This is a genomic window from Cupriavidus sp. 09_S30, assembly GCF_056930435.1.
Window position 1 is genome coordinate 1,814,574 of the sequence record NZ_JBXOWI010000001.1, and the last position, 15,879, is coordinate 1,830,452.

General features: G+C 67.6%; 14 protein-coding genes. 3 read left to right on the plus strand and 11 right to left on the minus strand.

Features of this window, described 5'->3' with window-relative positions:
- Positions 1-10 precede the first annotated feature (10 nt).
- From AC1Z3O_RS08735 to AC1Z3O_RS08770, 8 genes are all read right to left on the minus strand, one after another.
- Entirely contained in the window at positions 11-1,327 is a 1,317-nt protein-coding gene (locus AC1Z3O_RS08735) for an acyl-CoA thioesterase/bile acid-CoA:amino acid N-acyltransferase family protein (RefSeq protein WP_483515208.1), read from the minus strand.
- A gap of 11 nt (positions 1,328-1,338) precedes the next feature.
- The gene (locus tag AC1Z3O_RS08740; protein WP_483515209.1) at positions 1,339-2,925 is read right to left on the minus strand and encodes an ABC transporter substrate-binding protein; all 1,587 of its coding nucleotides are present in this window, start codon (positions 2,923-2,925) and stop codon (positions 1,339-1,341) included.
- A gap of 86 nt (positions 2,926-3,011) precedes the next feature.
- Positions 3,012-3,992: an ABC transporter ATP-binding protein gene (locus AC1Z3O_RS08745; RefSeq protein ID WP_483517551.1), complete on the minus strand. Its 981-nt coding sequence runs from the start codon at positions 3,990-3,992 to the stop codon at positions 3,012-3,014.
- 113 nt (positions 3,993-4,105) lie between these two features.
- Complete coding sequence (locus AC1Z3O_RS08750; RefSeq protein WP_483515210.1) at positions 4,106-5,137, minus strand: ABC transporter ATP-binding protein; 1,032 nt, start codon at positions 5,135-5,137, stop codon at positions 4,106-4,108.
- Positions 5,134-6,081, minus strand: a complete 948-nt coding sequence (locus AC1Z3O_RS08755) for an ABC transporter permease (protein WP_483515212.1) — start codon at positions 6,079-6,081, stop codon at positions 5,134-5,136. The genes AC1Z3O_RS08750 and AC1Z3O_RS08755 overlap by 4 nt, the downstream gene beginning before the upstream one ends.
- Positions 6,078-7,052 (minus strand): ABC transporter permease, encoded by a 975-nt coding sequence (locus AC1Z3O_RS08760; protein ID WP_483515214.1) that lies wholly within the window; start codon positions 7,050-7,052, stop codon positions 6,078-6,080. Before AC1Z3O_RS08760 ends, AC1Z3O_RS08755 begins: the two co-directional genes overlap by 4 nt.
- Complete coding sequence (locus AC1Z3O_RS08765) at positions 7,049-8,533, minus strand: NAD(P)-binding domain-containing protein (RefSeq protein ID WP_483515216.1); 1,485 nt, start codon at positions 8,531-8,533, stop codon at positions 7,049-7,051. Before AC1Z3O_RS08765 ends, AC1Z3O_RS08760 begins: the two co-directional genes overlap by 4 nt.
- Entirely contained in the window at positions 8,530-9,528 is a 999-nt protein-coding gene (locus AC1Z3O_RS08770; RefSeq protein ID WP_483515218.1) for a LysR family transcriptional regulator, read from the minus strand. The genes AC1Z3O_RS08765 and AC1Z3O_RS08770 overlap by 4 nt, the downstream gene beginning before the upstream one ends.
- Positions 9,529-9,846: 318 nt before the next feature.
- On the opposite strand from AC1Z3O_RS08770, the gene AC1Z3O_RS08775 reads away from it, so the two are divergent.
- Positions 9,847-11,358: an ABC transporter permease/substrate-binding protein gene (locus AC1Z3O_RS08775; RefSeq protein WP_483517552.1), complete on the plus strand. Its 1,512-nt coding sequence runs from the start codon at positions 9,847-9,849 to the stop codon at positions 11,356-11,358.
- A gap of 99 nt (positions 11,359-11,457) precedes the next feature.
- Here AC1Z3O_RS08775 and AC1Z3O_RS08780 read toward each other — a convergent pair whose 3' ends face one another.
- Positions 11,458-12,201: an SDR family oxidoreductase gene (locus AC1Z3O_RS08780; RefSeq protein ID WP_483515220.1), complete on the minus strand. Its 744-nt coding sequence runs from the start codon at positions 12,199-12,201 to the stop codon at positions 11,458-11,460.
- Between the two features lie 113 nt (positions 12,202-12,314).
- On the opposite strand from AC1Z3O_RS08780, the gene AC1Z3O_RS08785 reads away from it, so the two are divergent.
- Positions 12,315-13,223 (plus strand): LysR family transcriptional regulator, encoded by a 909-nt coding sequence (locus AC1Z3O_RS08785; protein ID WP_483515222.1) that lies wholly within the window; start codon positions 12,315-12,317, stop codon positions 13,221-13,223.
- Between the two features lie 38 nt (positions 13,224-13,261).
- On the opposite strand, the gene AC1Z3O_RS08790 is transcribed toward AC1Z3O_RS08785, so the two are convergent.
- Complete coding sequence (locus tag AC1Z3O_RS08790; protein WP_483517553.1) at positions 13,262-13,588, minus strand: DMT family transporter; 327 nt, start codon at positions 13,586-13,588, stop codon at positions 13,262-13,264.
- Between the two features lie 403 nt (positions 13,589-13,991).
- Here AC1Z3O_RS08790 and AC1Z3O_RS08795 point away from each other — a divergent pair, with 403 nt between their 5' ends.
- Entirely contained in the window at positions 13,992-14,951 is a 960-nt protein-coding gene (locus AC1Z3O_RS08795) for a GlxA family transcriptional regulator (RefSeq protein WP_483515224.1), read from the plus strand.
- A gap of 36 nt (positions 14,952-14,987) precedes the next feature.
- Here the strand turns inward: AC1Z3O_RS08795 and AC1Z3O_RS08800 are convergent, their stop codons facing one another.
- Positions 14,988-15,800 carry a metallophosphoesterase gene (locus AC1Z3O_RS08800; protein WP_483515225.1) on the minus strand — a complete coding sequence of 271 codons (813 nt, stop codon included), beginning with the start codon at positions 15,798-15,800 and terminating at the stop codon, positions 14,988-14,990.
- Positions 15,801-15,879 lie beyond the last annotated feature (79 nt).

Genomic DNA, 15,879 nt, shown 5'->3' on the forward strand with positions numbered 1-15,879 from the left:
GGTGTCGGGGTCAGGGTGCGGCAGCGGCCATTGCGGTCCTTGCCGCCACGGCGCGCTCCAGGAATGCGCGCACGCCGGCCCAGGATTGCTCGTCCGCTATGGCGTTGGCCGTCGGCGTGCCCCCGGTCGTGCTGATGCGTCCCGATACCGGGTGTGCGTACACCATCTGGGTGGTCGGCACATAGGGGAACAGGATGGCGTGGCCGGCCGCCTCGAAGTCGAGATGGGCCACCTCATGCGGATGGCCGCATTCGGCCAGCTTGTCCGCCACCATGCGCGAATAGAGGCTGGAGGGCCAGGAACCGTCGTCGCTGCCGGACAGCAGCATCACCGGCCCGCGGATGCGCTCGACCAGGATGCGGGCGCGCGCGACCGCGTCGGGGTCCTGCAGCGCGGTCAGGATGGCGCGCTCATGCCGGTGCGGCGCCGGGCCTTCGTCGAAGGGCGCCCAGCTTGCCGTGCGATTGTTCTCCCACACGTGCGGCAGCGGCTTGCCGCCCAGCAGCCAGGCCGGCCCCTCGCGGCCGATGGCCGGGTCGGCGGCGTTCTGCGCGCTGTGCACCACCGCACCGGGGACGTAGCCGATCACGGCCGATACCAGTTCGGGGAAGGTCGCGCCCAGCAGCAACACCAGCTCGCCACCGCGCGACTGTCCGGACAGGGCCACGAAGCCGTGTGCCGGTTGCAGGTTCGCATGCATCCAGCGCAGGCCGCGCTCGAAATACTCCAGCGGGGTATTGGAGATGTAGTCCGACAGGCCGGGCGCCTTGAAATAGCCCAGTGCCAGCGCCGCGAAGCCGCGCGAGGCGTAGAGGGCGGCGCGCGCTTCGTTGATGCCGCCGCCGGAGCCGTTGAGCACCATCACCGCGGGGTGCGGGCCTGGGCCGGGCGGCAGGTAGAGCGTGCCCACCAGGCCGTCCTCGCGCAGCTCGCGCCGCGTCACGCCGGGCGCGGCCAGGCGCTGCACCAGCTCGGCCCTGGCTTCGCCGCCGCCGGCTTCCACCACCACTTGCGTGCGCAATGGCTGGGTGGCATCGGCGTGGAACAGCTCGCGGCTGGGCACGTCGACCGGGCACTGCGACCACAGCAGGCCCATCGGCGAGGCGCCTTCATAGCTGCCCGAGACGGGAGAGTCGCGGCCCAGGTCCACCGTGCCGTCGGCATCGGCGGCGAAGGCCGCCTGGCTGGCCCACAGCACGCCGCGGCCGCGCGGCGTCTGCGTGGTCAGCGTAACGATCTCGCCGGGGCGCAGTCCCCGCACGGTGATGCGGCGCGCCTCGTCGATCAGCGCGTCGGCCGGCGCAATGTCCAGCACCGGTTCGTGCATGCCTCCGCTTCTCATTTGCCTGTGCCTCCGCTGCGGGTGACCATCATGGCCACGGTGCGGTCGCTGGTCATCGGCGCCACCTTCAGGCCCTTCTTGGCAGCCCAGATGTTCTGGTAGTGGTAGAGCGGCAGCACGCCGGCATCGTCGCTGACCACCTTGGCCGCGCCGCGCAGGATGGCCTCGCGCTTCGCCGCGTCGAATTCGGCGGTGGACGCCTCCAGCGCCTTGTCCACGGCGGCGTTGCTGTAGTGGCCCCAGTTGGATGCGCCCAGGCCCTTGGCGGCGTCCACGGTGGCCAGCACATTGACCATGGCGTAGCTGGCCTCGCCGGTGCCGTTGCCCCAGGCCAGCATGCTGACGGCGTACTCGTTCTTGTTGGCGCGGCCAGAGTAGACCGACCAGGGCACCACTTCCACCTGCGTCTTGACGCCGATGCGGGTCCAGAACTGCGCGACCGCCTGCGCGGTCTCGGGGCCCTGCGGATAGCGGTCGTTGGGGGCGTGGATGGTCAGCTTGAAGCCGTCCTTGAAGCCGGCCTCGGCCAGCAGCGCCTTGGCCCGCGCCGGATCGTAGGCGATGTCCTTGATCTCGGGGTTGTAGCCGAAGGTACTGGCCGGCATCCACTGGTTGGCCACCGTGGCGGTGCCCTGCAGGATGCGGTCCACCACGGCCTTGCGGTTGATGGCGAGCGACAGCGCCTGGCGCACGCGCGCGTCGGTCAGCGGGTTCTTGTCCAGCGGCTTGCCGGCGTTGTCGGTGATATAAGGGTTGGGGCCGGGCCGGAAGCTGGGCTGCAGCAGCATCACGCGCAGGCCCGGGTAGGCGTAGACGCTGACGTTGGGCGACTGCTTCAGCTTGGCCAGGTCGGCCACGGAAACCTTGTCGATTACGTCGACGTCGCCCGACAGCAGGGCCGCGGTGCGCGCCGCGCCGTTGTTGATATAGCGGTAGTTGACCTGTTGCCACAGCGGCTTGGCGCCCCAGTAGCCGTCGTTGCGCACCATCATGACACGCTCGCCGGGCACGTAGGACATGTACTTGTACGGGCCCGAGCCGACCATGGCGCGGCCGGCATTGTAGTCCTCAGTAGCGGCCTTTTCGCCCCCGTGCTTGCTGACGATGTGTACCGAGGCCAGGTTCAGCGGCAGATCGGGATTGGGCGTGCGGGTGCGGATGCGCAGCGTGTACGGATCGGCGGCGCTGACCGATTCGACCGTGCGCAGGTAGCCCGCGAAGGGGGCCACGCTGCCGGGCACACTGCGCGCGCGCTGGTAGGAGAAGACCACGTCCTCGGCGGTGAAGGGCTTGCCGTCCTGCCACTTCACGTCGCGGCGCAGCTTGAATTCCCAGGTCTTGTCGTCCAGCGCCTTCCACGACTGGGCCAGGCCAGGCTGCAGCTTGTTGTCGCGGTTCTCGATCAGCAGGTCCCAGAAATGCAGGTCGACCGAGCGGTCGCCCGCGTGGTTGTTCAGTTGAGGGTCAAGCGAGGATAGCGGATCGGCAAAGCCGATCGACAGCGACTGGGCACCGGCGGCGCCGGCACAGAGCAGGGCGGCCACGGTGGCAAACGCGGAAGTGGCGCGCAGCAGGCGGTTCATGGGCAGGCTCCTTATATCGGGTCTACTGGGTCTATCGAGACTAGCGGGGGCGAGGGGCGCCGTCGGCGCCGGGCGGGATGTCGGCATCAGGCGGCGTCGTTGAGATGGCAGGCGGACAGGTGCTGCACGGCGATGCCGCGCAGGCGCGGCACCTCCTCCCGGCAGCGCGGCATCGCGTGCGGGCAGCGCGGATGGAAATGGCAGCCCGAGGGCGGCGCGAGCGGGCTCGGGATCTCGCCGCGGATGGCGGCGAAGGTCTTGCGGCGCGCGTCCAGCCGCGGCACCTCGGCCAGCAGGGCCTGCGTGTACGGGTGGTTGGCGCGCGCAAAGATCTCGCGCGCCGGCGCGCTCTCCACCACCCGGCCCAGGTACATGATGACCACGCGGTCCGACATATGCTCGACCACGCCGAGGTCGTGGCTGATGAACAGGTAGGTCAGGCCGAGCTGCTCACGCAGGTCGAGGAAGAGGTTCAGGATCTGCGCCTGGATGGAGACGTCCAGCGCCGCCACGGCCTCGTCGCAGACCAGCAGCTCGGGCTGCACCGCCAGCGCGCGGGCGATGCCGATGCGTTGGCGCTGGCCGCCGCTGAACTGGTGCGGGTAGCGCTGGCGCAGCGCGGGGTCCAGCCCCGCGCGTTCGAGCTGGGCGCTGACGTAGTCGTCGAAGCCGGCCGCATCGACCAGGCCGTGCAGGCGCGCGCCCTCGCCGACGATGCGGTCCACGCGCAGGCGCGGATTGAGGCTGGCATAGGGGTCCTGGAAGATCATCTGCACCTTGAGGCGCAGCGCGCGCCGCGCAGCGGCGTCGAGCGACGCCACCGGCCGGCCCTGGTAGCGGATCTCGCCGGTGGAGGGCGGCAGCAGGCCTGCCGCCATGCGGCCCAGCGTCGACTTGCCGCAGCCGGACTCGCCGACCAGGCCGACCACCTCGCCGCGCCGGATCATCAGGTCTACGCCGTCGACGGCATGGGTCACCGGTGCCGGCGTGGACCAGCCCGCGCGCTGCAGCCAGCGTTCGAGCGGACCGGCGCGGCGCTCGCCGAAGCGCTTGCCGATGCCGTTCATCTGCAGCAGCGCGTCGCCGTCCGGCTGCACTGCGCCGTCGGCCGGCGCGTTCCGCCCGGCTTGTGCGGTGTCGGCAGACCTCGTTGTTTCCATGCGGGTTTCCATTGCTGCGCTCATGCGAACTCCACCGGCGCGGGTTGCCCTGCGTGGAAACAGCGCACCTGGCGCGCCTCCTCGGCGGTGCCGGCAGCCTCCAGCGCCGGCATGCGGCTGCAGGCGGCCGATACCCGCGGGCAGCGTGCGGCGAAGGCGCAGCCAGGCGGCAGCGCCAGCAGGTCGGGCGTCATGCCGGGGATCTGGCGCAGGCGCCGGCGCTCCCGGTTCAGGCTGGGCAGGCTGCCGATCAGGCCGGCCGTGTAGGGATGCAGCGGCCGGTCAAGCACGGCATCCACAGGGCCGTGCTCGACGATGCGGCCGGCATACATCACCGCCACTTCGTCGGCCAGTCCCGCCACCACCGACAGGTCATGCGTGATCCAGATCAGCGAGGTGCCGTGCTGGCGCACCAGACGCTGCACCTCGGACAGGATCTGGGCCTGGATGGTGACGTCCAGCGCGGTGGTGGGCTCGTCGGCGATGATCAGGTCGGGGCGGTGCAGCAGCGCGATGGCGATGGCCACGCGCTGGCGCATGCCGCCGGACAGCTGGTGCGGATAGGCGCGCAGCCGCTCCTCGGGGCTGGGAATGCCCATCAGCCCGAGCGTGTCGCGCGCCAGCTCGCGCGCCTGGGCGCGGCTGGCCTTGCTGTGCGCACGTACCGCCTCGATCATCTGCGCATCGACCCGCATCACCGGGTTCAGCGTCATCATCGGGTCCTGGAAGATCATGGCGATGCGCTTGCCTTGCAGGCGGCGCAGCTCGGCCGCCGGCATGCCCACCAGCTCGCGGCCCTGGAAGCGGATCTGGCCGCCGACCACGCGGCCGGGCGCATCCACCAGGCCCATGATGGAGAAGCCCGTCACCGACTTGCCCGAGCCGGACTCGCCGACCAGGCCGAGGATGCGCCCGCGCCCGAGCGTGAAGGACACGCCGTTGACCGCCGGCACCACGCCGGCGCGCGTCTCGAAATGGGTGCACAGCCCGCGCACCTCCAGGGTGGGGGCGGAAGGCGCGGCGGCCGTGGTCTGCAGGGTTGCGGCGCTCATTTCTGCCACCTCGGGTTGAGCACCTCGCGCAGGCGGTCGGCCACCAGGTTGATGGCCACCACCGTCAGCAGCAGCGCGATGCCGGGGAAGAAGCTGATCCAGTAGGCATCGGACAGCATGAACTGGTAGCCGTTGGCGATCAACAGGCCGAGCGAGGGCTCGGTCACCGGCACGCCCAGGCCGAGGAAGGACAGGGTGGCTTCCAGCGTGATGGCGCGCGCCACCTGCAGCGAGCCGATCACGATCAGCGGCGGCAGGCAGTTGGGCAGGATGTGGCCGGTGACGATGCGCCAGCCCGGGATGCCCTGGCCGCGCGCCGCCTCCACGTACTCGCGCCGGCTTTCCACCAGCGCCTGGCCGCGTGCGGTGCGCGCATAATAGGCCCATTCCAGCACCACCAGGGTCAGCACCACATTGCCCACGCCCTTGCCGAGGAAGGCCAGCATCATCATGGCCACCAGGATGGCGGGGAAGGACAGCAGCAGGTCAACGGTGCGCATGATCAGGCTGTCGACTCTGCCACCCGCATAGGCCGCCAGCAGGCCGAGCAGGGTGCCGAGCACGCCGGCGATGGCGGCCGAGCCCACGCCCACGATCAGGCTGATGCGCAGGCCGTAGAGGATGCCCGACCACAGGTCGCGGCCCTGGCCGTCGGTGCCGAGCCAGTAGGTATAGGTGCCCGCGCCGTTCGGCGTGCCGGGCGCCAGGCGGGCGTCGAGCACGTCGAGCTGCAGCAGGTCGTAGGGGTTCTGCGGCGACAGCAGCGGCGCGGCCAGCGCGGCCAGCAGCAGCGCGGCCAGCAGCACCAGGCCCGCCACCGCCAGGCGCGAGCCGAAGAAGTCCGCGGCCACGCGGCGCCAGGGCGATTGCCGCTGCGCGGGCGCCACCGCACGCACGGTGGGCGCGGTGGCGGCGGGTGAGGTCAGGGGCTTGGGCGCGCTCATGGCGTAGGCTCCAGCCGCACGCGCGGGTCGAGCAGCTTGTAGAGGATGTCGACGATCAGGTTGAGCGCCACGAACAGGCACACCACCACCATCAGGTAGGAAACGATCACGGGGCGGTCCAGGGCATTGATGCTGTCCAGGATCAGCTTGCCGGCGCCGGGCCAGGCGAAGATGTTCTCGGTGACCACGGCGAAGGCGATGGTGGAGCCGAACTCCAGCCCCAGCACCGTCACCAGCGGGATCAGGGTGTTGCGCAGCACGTGGCCCAGCACCACGCGCAGCGGCGACAGGCCCTTGGCGCGGGCGAAGCGCACCCATTCCTGCGGCAGCACTTCGCGCACGCCGGCGCAGGTCAGGCGCAGCACCAGCGAGACCTTGAACAGCGCCAGGTTCAGCGCCGGCAGCAACAGGTGGCGCAGGCCGTCGGCGGTCAGCCAGGACCACTGCACCCCCAGCCACTGCGCGGTCTCGCCGCGCCCGCCCGAAGGCAGCCAGCCCAGCTTGACGCTGAAGGCCATGATCAGCATCAGCCCGACCCAGAAGGTGGGCAGCGAGAAGCCGACGATGCTGCCCGCCATCAGCAGCCGCGACAGCGGGTGCTGCGGGTACAGGCCGGCGAAGAGGCCGAGCGGCACGCCCACCACCACCGCCAGCAGCAGCGCCGCCACCGCCAGCTCGAAGGTGGCCGGAAGCCGCTGCAGGATCAGCTCCACCGCCGGCACGCTATAGACGAAGCTGTTGCCCAGGTTGCCGTGCAGCGCGCCCCAGAGGAAGGCCAGGTACTGGCGCCACAGCGGCTGGTCCAGCCCGAGCTGGGCGATGATGCGGGCACGGTCGGCCTGGTCGGCATCCTGGCCGATCAGGATGTCGACCGGATTGCCGATGGCATGCAGCCCGGCGAAGACGATCACCGTCATCGCCAGCACCACCAGCACGGCCTGCACCAGCCGGCGCGCGAGCCAGCGGCTCACGAGACCTGCTCCGCGGCGCCCGGCGCGGGCGCCGGCGTCCATTCATCGCCGAACACCTCGGGCTCGGCGAAGGCCTCCATCGCGGCGTAGTGCGTCTCGATGTCTTCCTGGTAGAGCAGGGCGGCGATGCCCTGGCCGAGCCGGCGCGCGCCCTCGCTGATGGCCGGGATGTCGCCCGAGACGGTGCCGTGCGACAGCGCCGCCGGGTAGCAGAAGCAATGGATGCGCGACAGGCCGGGGCAGGCGCCCGGCGTCTTCTCCAGGAATTCGAAGGCCGGGCCCAGGTCGGGCGAGTCGGACAGTTCCTGGTCTTCCTGGCCGGGGCGGGGCGTGTAGCGGTCGCGCCAGAAGCGGATGTGCGGCGCGATCGCGGCGAACTCGGGGCGTGTTTCCAGCGCGATGCGGAAGCCCGTGGAGAACACCAGGAAGTCGAGCGCGAAGCTGCCCTTGGGCGTCTGCACGCGCAGGCCGTCATCGCTCGCGTCGATGCGCTCGATCGGGCAGCTAAGGTTGAAGCGGGCGTTCGCGTGGCGCGACACGCGCAAGGTGCTGCCGCGCGGCGGCGGCACCTGCTGGGCGTTGATGTAATGGCGGATGCGCCATTTCCATTCGTCGGACAGGCCGGGATGACCGTGCGTCAGGCCGGGATTGCCCGCGCCCTTGCCTTTGTTGATGCGCGGGATGTCGGTGCGGCGGATCAGCAGGTCGACGCTGGCGGCGCCGGCTTCCAGCGCGGTCGCCGCGCTGTCCATGGCCGAGGCGCCCGCGCCCACCACGCCGACGCGCTTGCCGCGCAGCCTGCCGTAGTCCATTTCATCGGACGAGTGCGCCCAGCGCGCGCGCGGCAGCGCCTGGACGAAGGGCGGCACATGGGCGCCGCCCAGGCCGTCGCGGCCGGTGGCCAGCACCACCCGGCGCGCCAGCACCGTGGTCTCGCCCTGCGGGGTGCGCATCGGCAGCGCCACCAGCCCGTCCCGGCGCGGCTGCACCGCCAGCACCTCGTGCCGGTTGCGCACCTCGAGCGCCAGCACGTCGCGGTACCAGCGCAGGTAGTCCATCCATTGCAGGCGCGGGATCTTGTCCAGCGCTTCCCAGGCGGCGCTGCCGAACTGCGCCTCGTACCAGGCGCGGAAGGTCAGCGCCGGCAGCCCCAGCGCGGGGCCGGTGAGCTGCTTGGGCGAGCGCAGGGTCTCCATGCGCGCCGTGGTGGCCCAGGGGCCTTCAAAGCCCTCGGGCGAGCGGTCGAAGATGCGTGCCGTCATGCCGAGGTGCTTGAGCGTCGTCGCCGCCGCCAACCCGGCCATTCCGCCGCCGATCACGGCGACGTCGAGCACTTCCGCCCCGTCCTGCAGGCGCGGCACAGTCCAGCGCTTGGCGGGCAGTTCCAGCCAGGACAGGTCCTGGCGCAGCCTGGCTTCCAGGGCGGCCAGGCCGGTGGCGTCCGCGGCCTGCGGAAAATCGTCGGCGCTTGTCTGGGTCATGGGTCGGTCGGTTCCGAGTCAGATGGATTGGGGGTGGCGTCGCCGGACGTGCCGCCGTCGCCGTAGAGGCTTTGCAGCAGCGCGCCATGCTGTTCCGGGCCGCGCAGGATGAAGTCGGGCAACAGCCTGTGCGCCGCCTCCGCCAGCCGCGCGATCAGCGCTTGCGCGGCGGCGTCGGCAGGTCGGGCCTGCGGCGTGATGACGCCGAAGTAGAAGGGGATGGCGGCATCGATGGGGCGCACCACGATGTCCGCCAGCGGCACGCCGCGCGCGGTCACCGGTTCCAGCACGGCAATGCCCAGGCCGGCGCGCACCGCGCTGAGCGCGTTGAGCGAGGAATTGGTGTCGATCAGCGCGGCCGGCACCACGCCGGCGCGCGCGAAGGCTTCGTCGAGCCGGCGGCGCAGCCGGTAGGGGTTGTGCATGGTGACGATGCGCCGCCCCGAGCAGGCTGCCAGTGGCACGGTGTCGAGCGCCGCAAGCGGGTCGTCGGCCCGCAGCGCGAGCACGCAGGCGGCCTCGCCAATCCAGTGCACGGTCACGCCGCGGTGTTCCAGCGGCAGGCTGGTGACGCCGACCTCGGCGGCGCCGGTCAGCACCGCGTGCACCACCTTTTCCGGCGAGACACTGCGCAGGTGCACCTGGCCCGGCGCTTCGCCCTCGGCCAGCGCGGCCGGCAGCAGGCCGGCGGCCAGCGCCGGTGTAGCCGCCACCCGCAGCGAACGGCGCGCCTCCAGGGCCAGTTCCGCCGCGCGGGCGCGCACCTGCTGCAGGCCGGTCAGCGCCTGCTCGACTTCCTCATAGAGCAGGAAGCCCCGCTCGGTGGGGCTGACTCTCGGTCCGCTGCGGGCGAACAGGGCGAAGCCAAGCTCGCCCTCCAGTTCCTGGATCAGGCGGGTGATGGCCGGCTGGGAGCGGCCCAGCAGGCGGCCGGCCGCGGTCACGCTGCCGGTCGTCATCACTGCCGCAAACGCCTCCAGTTGCCGGATCTCCATCCCGTCGCCTTGTCTTATCCCGTTTCGCCGGGCGCGCTCCTGCCTGCTGGGGCCTGCCGGACTGTTATATTCGTTTTACGGATTCTGTACCTGCTAGCATGCGTAATGCAAATACTATTTCGGCATGTACTCATGCGATCCGCACGACTCCCGGTGCACATGCCGGTCCGTGGCGGCATATCATCCACAAGATGGGCGGCAAGCGCGCTGTCAGCGCGCAAAAGAGGCAGCGTGGCGGCCCGCCCGGTTCTGGAGATACCTTGCTTGAACTTCCGATCGCGAAGTCCGGCGCCCAGCGTGGGTGACCGGTTCCGCCGCATGCGCCGGGCGACCTTCGCCGCCTGGCTGTGCGGGCTGCTGCTGTGCACGGGGGCCATGGCGGAGACGCTGCGCGTCGGCTCCAAGCGCTTCACCGAGTCCTACATCCTCGGCGAGATCCTGGCGCAGACTGCCGCCGCGCACGGTCCCGCCGAACACGTGGCCGGGCTGGGCAATACCGCCATCGTCTTCGCCGCGCTGGCATCCGGGCGCATCGACCTCTATCCCGACTACACCGGCACGGTCGCCGTGGAGATCCTCGGACTGCCGCCGGATGCCAGCCTCGACCAGATCAACCAGGCGCTGGCACCGCGCGGCCTGGGCGCGGCCATTCCCCTGGGCTTCGAGGACGGCTACGCGCTGGCGGTGCGCGAGCCGGTGGCCGAGCGCCTGGGCCTGCGCCAGCTCGGCGACCTGGCGCGCCAGCCCGCGCTGCGGCTCGGGCTCACGCACGAGTTCCTGGGCCGGGCCGATGGCTGGCCAGGGCTCGCACGGCGCTACGGCCTGCCGCAGAAGCCGGTCGGCCTGGACCATGGCGTGGCCTACGAAGCGCTGGCGAGCGGGCAGGTCGACGTCATCGACATCTACTCGACCGACGCCAAGATCCGCAAGTACGGCCTGCGCGTGCTGCGCGACGAGCTTGGCTACTTTCCGCGCTATGAGGCCGTGGTGCTGTACCGCCTCGATGTGCCGCGCCGCTTCCCGCAGGCGTGGCAGGCCCTGCAAGGACTGGCGGGGCGCATCGACTCTCAGCGGATGATCGCCATGAACGCGGAGGCGGAGCTGGACGGCCAGTCCTTCGCCGCCATCGCGCATGGTTTCCTGGCGGCAGCGCCCGGCCAGGCCACCGCACCGTCCGGCCCACCCACGCGCGACGGGCTGGCGGGCACGCTGCTGGGCGCCGACACCCTGCGGCTCACGCAACGCCATCTGGCGCTGGTCGCCGGTGCCGTGGGCGCCGCGGTGGCGCTGGGCGTGCCGCTGGGCATCGTGGCGGCGCGGCGCAGGCGCCTGGGGCAGGCAGTGCTGGCGGCCGTGGGCATGCTGCAGACGGTGCCCTCGCTCGCCTTGCTGGCCATGCTGATCCCGCTGCTGGGCCGCATCGGCCTGTGGCCAGCGCTGGTCGCGCTTTTCCTCTATGCGCTGCTGCCCATCGTGCGCAATACCTGCACCGGCCTGCAGCAGGTGCCGGCCGGCATGTCGGAGGCCGCAATGGCGCTGGGCTTCACGCCCGCGCAGCGGCTGCGCTATGTGGAGTTGCCGCTGGCGATGCCGGTGCTGCTGGCGGGCGTCAAGACCGCCGCCATCATCAGCGTGGGCACGGCCACCATCGCTGCCTTCGTGGGTGCCGGCGGCTACGGCGAGCGCATCGTCACCGGGCTGGCGCTCAACGACCCGGTTCTGCTGCTGGCCGGCGCGATTCCCGCCGCGGTGCTGGCGCTGGTCCTGCAAGGCGCCTTCGAATGGGTGGAGCGGCGGCTTCAGCGCAGGATGCCGGCGAGGCGGGGGTAGACCACGGCGTCATGGGTGGCGCAGCGGATTGGCCGTGGGATACCCCTGTTCCACGGGCCCTGCAGTCCCGCGCCCCAAATGGTCTCAAGAGGCCCGCGCTTAGAATTCCTGCTGCGTCGGGCGCAGGACGATCTCGTTAATGTCAACGTCATCCGGCTGTTCGATGGCGTAGGCAATAGCGCGGGCGACAGCTTCAGGTGAGATGGCAAGCTTGTAGAATTCCTTCACGAATGCAGCGCTCTCGTCATGGCTGCTGCCGAACTTCAGCTCAGAGTCGACCGCGCCAGGTTCAATCGTCGTGGTGCGGATCGCGCCACCGACTTCATGGCGCAGCCCTTCGGATATCGCTCGAACTGCGAACTTGGTGCCGCTGTAGACGGTGCCGCCCGGGCTGAACACTTTAAGGCCGGCGACCGAGGCAATGTTGATGAAGTGGCCGCTGCCTTGTTGCTGAAAGACAGGAAGTGCCGCGGCGATGCCGTAGAGAACGCCCTTGATGTTGATGTCGATCATGCGATCCCATTCATCAACCTTGGTCTCGCTAAGCGGGGCGATCGACATCAAGCCGGCATTATTGACGAGCACATCGATCCTGCCGAACGCGTGCACGGCGCTCTCGATCAATTTGCGCACGTCATCTCGTTTGGTCACGTCGGTCTGGACCACCGCAACCCTGCCACCTGCCGCGCGTATCTCCTCCGCAATGGCATTCAATCTATCCTCGCGGCGCGCAGCCAAAACGATCGTGGCTCCCCGTGCCGCCAAATGCCGTGCCGTGGCCTCGCCAAGCCCACTGCTGGCACCGGTGATCACAACGACTTTCCCTTCGATATGTGCGCTCATGTCATCTCCTTTGCGATAAAAAGCTGAGGCGGTAGAGGAAGTATCGGTGGGGCCTGTATTTCAGAAAATGGAAAAGATAAGATTTCACAATTCCAAAAACAGGAATCGTGGAGATGTTGAATCGATTGGAAATGCTGCGCATCTTCGTGGCTGCCGCGGACGCTGGCAGTTTCAAGGATGCGGCAATTCGTCTAGGGATCTCGCCGCAGGCCGTGACACGGGCGATCCAGGAGTTGGAGCGCCTGCAGGGGGATCTGCTTTTTCACAGAACCACCCGCCAGATCCGCATCACGGCGTTTGGTGAACAGCTTGCCGAGACGGCGCGAGAACGTCTGGCGTTGATCGACGCGATGTTCACCCCGAGCGAAGCCGGCAAGGAGGAGGACTACGCTGGCATCGTCCGCATTACCGCGCCGAAAGCATTGGGACGAATCGGATTGCTGCCCACGCTTTCGAAGCTGGCCATCGCACACTCGGGTCTGCGCATCGACCTGAGCCTGAGCGACACACCCGCCGACGTCGTTGACGAACGAATCGATATTGGCGTGCGATTCGGGCCGGTGCGAGACAACCGTTTTATTGCCCGCAAGGTAAACACCCATGCATTCTATGTCGTCGCCGCTCCGAGCCTGATCGCCCGCAAGGGGATACCAACGCAGATCCATGATCTTGAGGCGTTGCCGACCACGGTGATGTACGACCCATTGACTGGCCGCCCTTGGCCTTGGTTCTTTGCCCAAGGCCACAAATACACGCCTTCGACACCAACATTTTCCAGCAACGATTCCGAAGCAGAACTCGATGCAGTGCTATCCGGACTGGCGTTTGGTCAAATTGCCGGCTTTTTGGCCGAAGGCCACGTTACGGCCGGCAGGCTGGTGCGGGTGCTGCAGCATATCGAGCCGAATCCATGGGATCTCTATGTCTACCGGCCGCAACGAGGGCCTGTTGCGCCCCGAGTGCGGCTGATATTCGATGAACTGATTCACTCGCTTGCCAAGCTTGACCGAGATCGGTCTTGAAGTTGGACGGGCTGAAGCTGGTTGTCGCCGCAACTAGATTAGGTGCTCTCGCCGGCGGCGAACTTCAGGCCAATGACACCGCACAGAATGAGGACAATGCAGGCAATTCTGCTGGGAGACGCAGACTCTCCGAGAAACAGCATCCCCACAACTGCGGTGCCTGCAGCGCCAATCCCTGTCCACACTGCATAGGCGGTACCAACCGGCAGTGCTCGCAATGAAATTGTCAGCAGCACAATGCTGGACAAGCCGGTCGCAACCGCATAGACGCTTGGCCAGAGGCGGCTGAAGCCAGCAGACCATTTCATACCGAATGCGAAAGCAATCTCCAGGAAGCCAGCGATTGCGAGTAGGGTCCAGGACAACATCCATCTCCAGTAAGGATGGGCGACTAACGACCGCCACGTCCTTCGGAGTAGCTTGAAGCGGTAAGGCGCCCAAGGTCAAAGCAAGGTATGCGAACGTGAGAGGCAGCCTTGATGGCGCTCGCGTTTGCCAAATTGTCGATCATTGGTGACTCGACATCAAAGAGTGCGTACGTGCAAAACGCGCCAACATCCGGCACTTCTCTGCCATCCCAGCCGGGTGCGAGGTGGTTCCCTATCCCTGCGCTGGCTCCAGAAGTGCGGAGAACACGATCTGGGGTGCTGGCTGTCGGTGGCGCCGAGCAGCAGAGTCGGCCATTTTGGCTACGTTCTCTGCCAAGACGATGGCACAAATTCGCGGATTGCCTAAACTTCGGCCAGGTTTCCCCAGACGTGATGTGCCATGAAAGTCGCCGTGCTCGTGTTCCCCAACGTCCAGATGCTCGACGTTGCCGGACCTATCGACGTGTTTCACGAAGCCGCCAGGCAAGCCGGCAGTCCGGATGCATACAAGTTCGAGATTGTGTCGGAGACCAGGGGGCCGCTTACAGCATCTAACGGGATGAAAATCACACCCGATGCGACGCTCGAAACAAGTAGCCCCGATATCGACACCCTGCTGATTGCGGGAAGCCCGAGGGTCAACCTCGTCGAGAATGACGTGGCCATCAAGGATTGGATTCTCAAGTACGCGAAGACGGTACGCCGAATGGGTTCAGTTTGCACTGGCGCACTGCTTCTCGCTCATACCGGACTGTTGGATGGCAGAAGAGTGACGACGCACTGGAACTCGACGGCGCGGCTGTCCAGGATGTTCCCAAACGTCACAGTCGAGCCCGACATGATTTACGTGAAGGATGGAAACATCTATACATCCGCCGGCGTCACGGCGGGGCTGGACCTGGCGTTGGCAATGGTCGAAGAGGATTTCGGGCGTGCGACGGCCCTGAAGGTAGCTCGAGAGTTCGTCATGTTCCTGAAGCGCCCGGGAGGGCAGTCCCAGTTCAGCGCCCATCTCGCTGCCCAGACCGCGGAGAAGAGCGCGATTCGGGACGTCCAGAACTGGGTACTCGAGAATCTGAACAAGCGGCTCTCAGTAGACGCTTTAGCGGCTCACGCCGGCATGAGCACGCGCAACTTTGCCAGGCTCTTCAAGCGGGAATGCACCATGACGCCGGCCGACTTCGTGGAAGGGGCGCGTCTCGATGCTGCACGGCGCCTCCTCGAGGAGACCCGGAATCCGCTGAAGCGAGTTGCCGCCATGTCAGGTTTTGGAGACCCCAATAGCCTCAGGCGCGCATTCATGCGCCGACTTGGCGTGTCGCCCACCGACTATCGCAGTCGGTTCCGCACCGCAGCCTGAGCCTGTCCATGTGGTTCGTCGGCAAGGCCGTTGTGTTCAATTGGTGCAGGCGCCGCCCTCGGCCGCTTTCTTTGAGGCGAGGGTCTCGTCCAGGTTGATAAGGAGTTGAGGATTGAACGACGGGTTCTCGACTACGCCGCCGCGTGCATAACCACGGGGGTTGCAAACAATGCGGGTCTGCCCAATCACATAGTCAAAACTGTCATGAGTATGGCCATGCAACCAAAGTTCTGGTTGCCAGTGTTGGATGCGTTCCTCCAGGGCAGAGACGAAGCAGGCGTTCAGCGGCGAGCCTTTGAACTTGTGACTAATGCTCTTGCGGTTCGGTGCGAAATGCGTGACCACAACAGTTGGACCTTCATGCGGTTCGCGGAAGCGTTGGTCGAGCCAGGCCACGCTCGAATCGAAGAGCATCTGTGAGACAGCAGGAGTGAACCTGTCTGCAAAATCCGGGGAGATGCGAATGCGGGAGAAGTCGCGCACCATCTCTTGGGCCTCGGCCAATCCGTCCAGGCGTTGTTCCTCCGAGTCGAACAAGCGATAGTCTGACCATAAGGTGCATCCCAGGAACCGAACACCTTGATAGTGCCATTCGTCCTGTTCAAGAACACGGATGCTGCTTTCTCGTGCTAAGCCTCGTAGGTCCTTCATTGTCGAAACCAGGTCGCCGCCATAGAACTCGTGGTTTCCGGCCACATAGATGGACGGAATCGCACTTTGCTTCGCCCACGCAATTGCTTCGGCTGGTCGCCAGATGTCCCCCGCAAGTACTAGAACATCAGCGTTCGTGTCCGGCATTGGCATGGGATGCACGGATAGATGAAGGTCGGAGAGCAGTGCCAGTTTCATGTTGGGGCGCCAGAGGTCGGTAAGTCCTAGTCGATGTGGCTACCCACGGCAAAAGTAGCCTCTATGCCCAGCATACCGA

Bases quoted from the DNA above. Each gene is read 5' to 3' on its own strand.
- AC1Z3O_RS08735 (WP_483515208.1), bottom strand. From the start codon at position 1,327: ATGCACGAACCGGTGCTGGACATTGCGCCGGCCGACGCGCTGATCGAC.
- AC1Z3O_RS08740 (WP_483515209.1), bottom strand. From the start codon at position 2,925: ATGAACCGCCTGCTGCGCGCCACTTCCGCGTTTGCCACCGTGGCCGCC.
- AC1Z3O_RS08745 (WP_483517551.1), bottom strand. From the start codon at position 3,992: ATGAACGGCATCGGCAAGCGCTTCGGCGAGCGCCGCGCCGGTCCGCTC.
- AC1Z3O_RS08750 (WP_483515210.1), bottom strand. From the start codon at position 5,137: ATGAGCGCCGCAACCCTGCAGACCACGGCCGCCGCGCCTTCCGCCCCC.
- AC1Z3O_RS08755 (WP_483515212.1), bottom strand. From the start codon at position 6,081: ATGAGCGCGCCCAAGCCCCTGACCTCACCCGCCGCCACCGCGCCCACC.
- AC1Z3O_RS08765 (WP_483515216.1), bottom strand. From the start codon at position 8,533: ATGACCCAGACAAGCGCCGACGATTTTCCGCAGGCCGCGGACGCCACC.
- AC1Z3O_RS08770 (WP_483515218.1), bottom strand. From the start codon at position 9,528: ATGGAGATCCGGCAACTGGAGGCGTTTGCGGCAGTGATGACGACCGGC.
- AC1Z3O_RS08775 (WP_483517552.1), top strand. From the start codon at position 9,847: ATGCGCCGGGCGACCTTCGCCGCCTGGCTGTGCGGGCTGCTGCTGTGC.
- AC1Z3O_RS08780 (WP_483515220.1), bottom strand. From the start codon at position 12,201: ATGAGCGCACATATCGAAGGGAAAGTCGTTGTGATCACCGGTGCCAGC.
- AC1Z3O_RS08785 (WP_483515222.1), top strand. From the start codon at position 12,315: ATGTTGAATCGATTGGAAATGCTGCGCATCTTCGTGGCTGCCGCGGAC.
- AC1Z3O_RS08795 (WP_483515224.1), top strand. From the start codon at position 13,992: ATGAAAGTCGCCGTGCTCGTGTTCCCCAACGTCCAGATGCTCGACGTT.
- AC1Z3O_RS08800 (WP_483515225.1), bottom strand. From the start codon at position 15,800: ATGAAACTGGCACTGCTCTCCGACCTTCATCTATCCGTGCATCCCATG.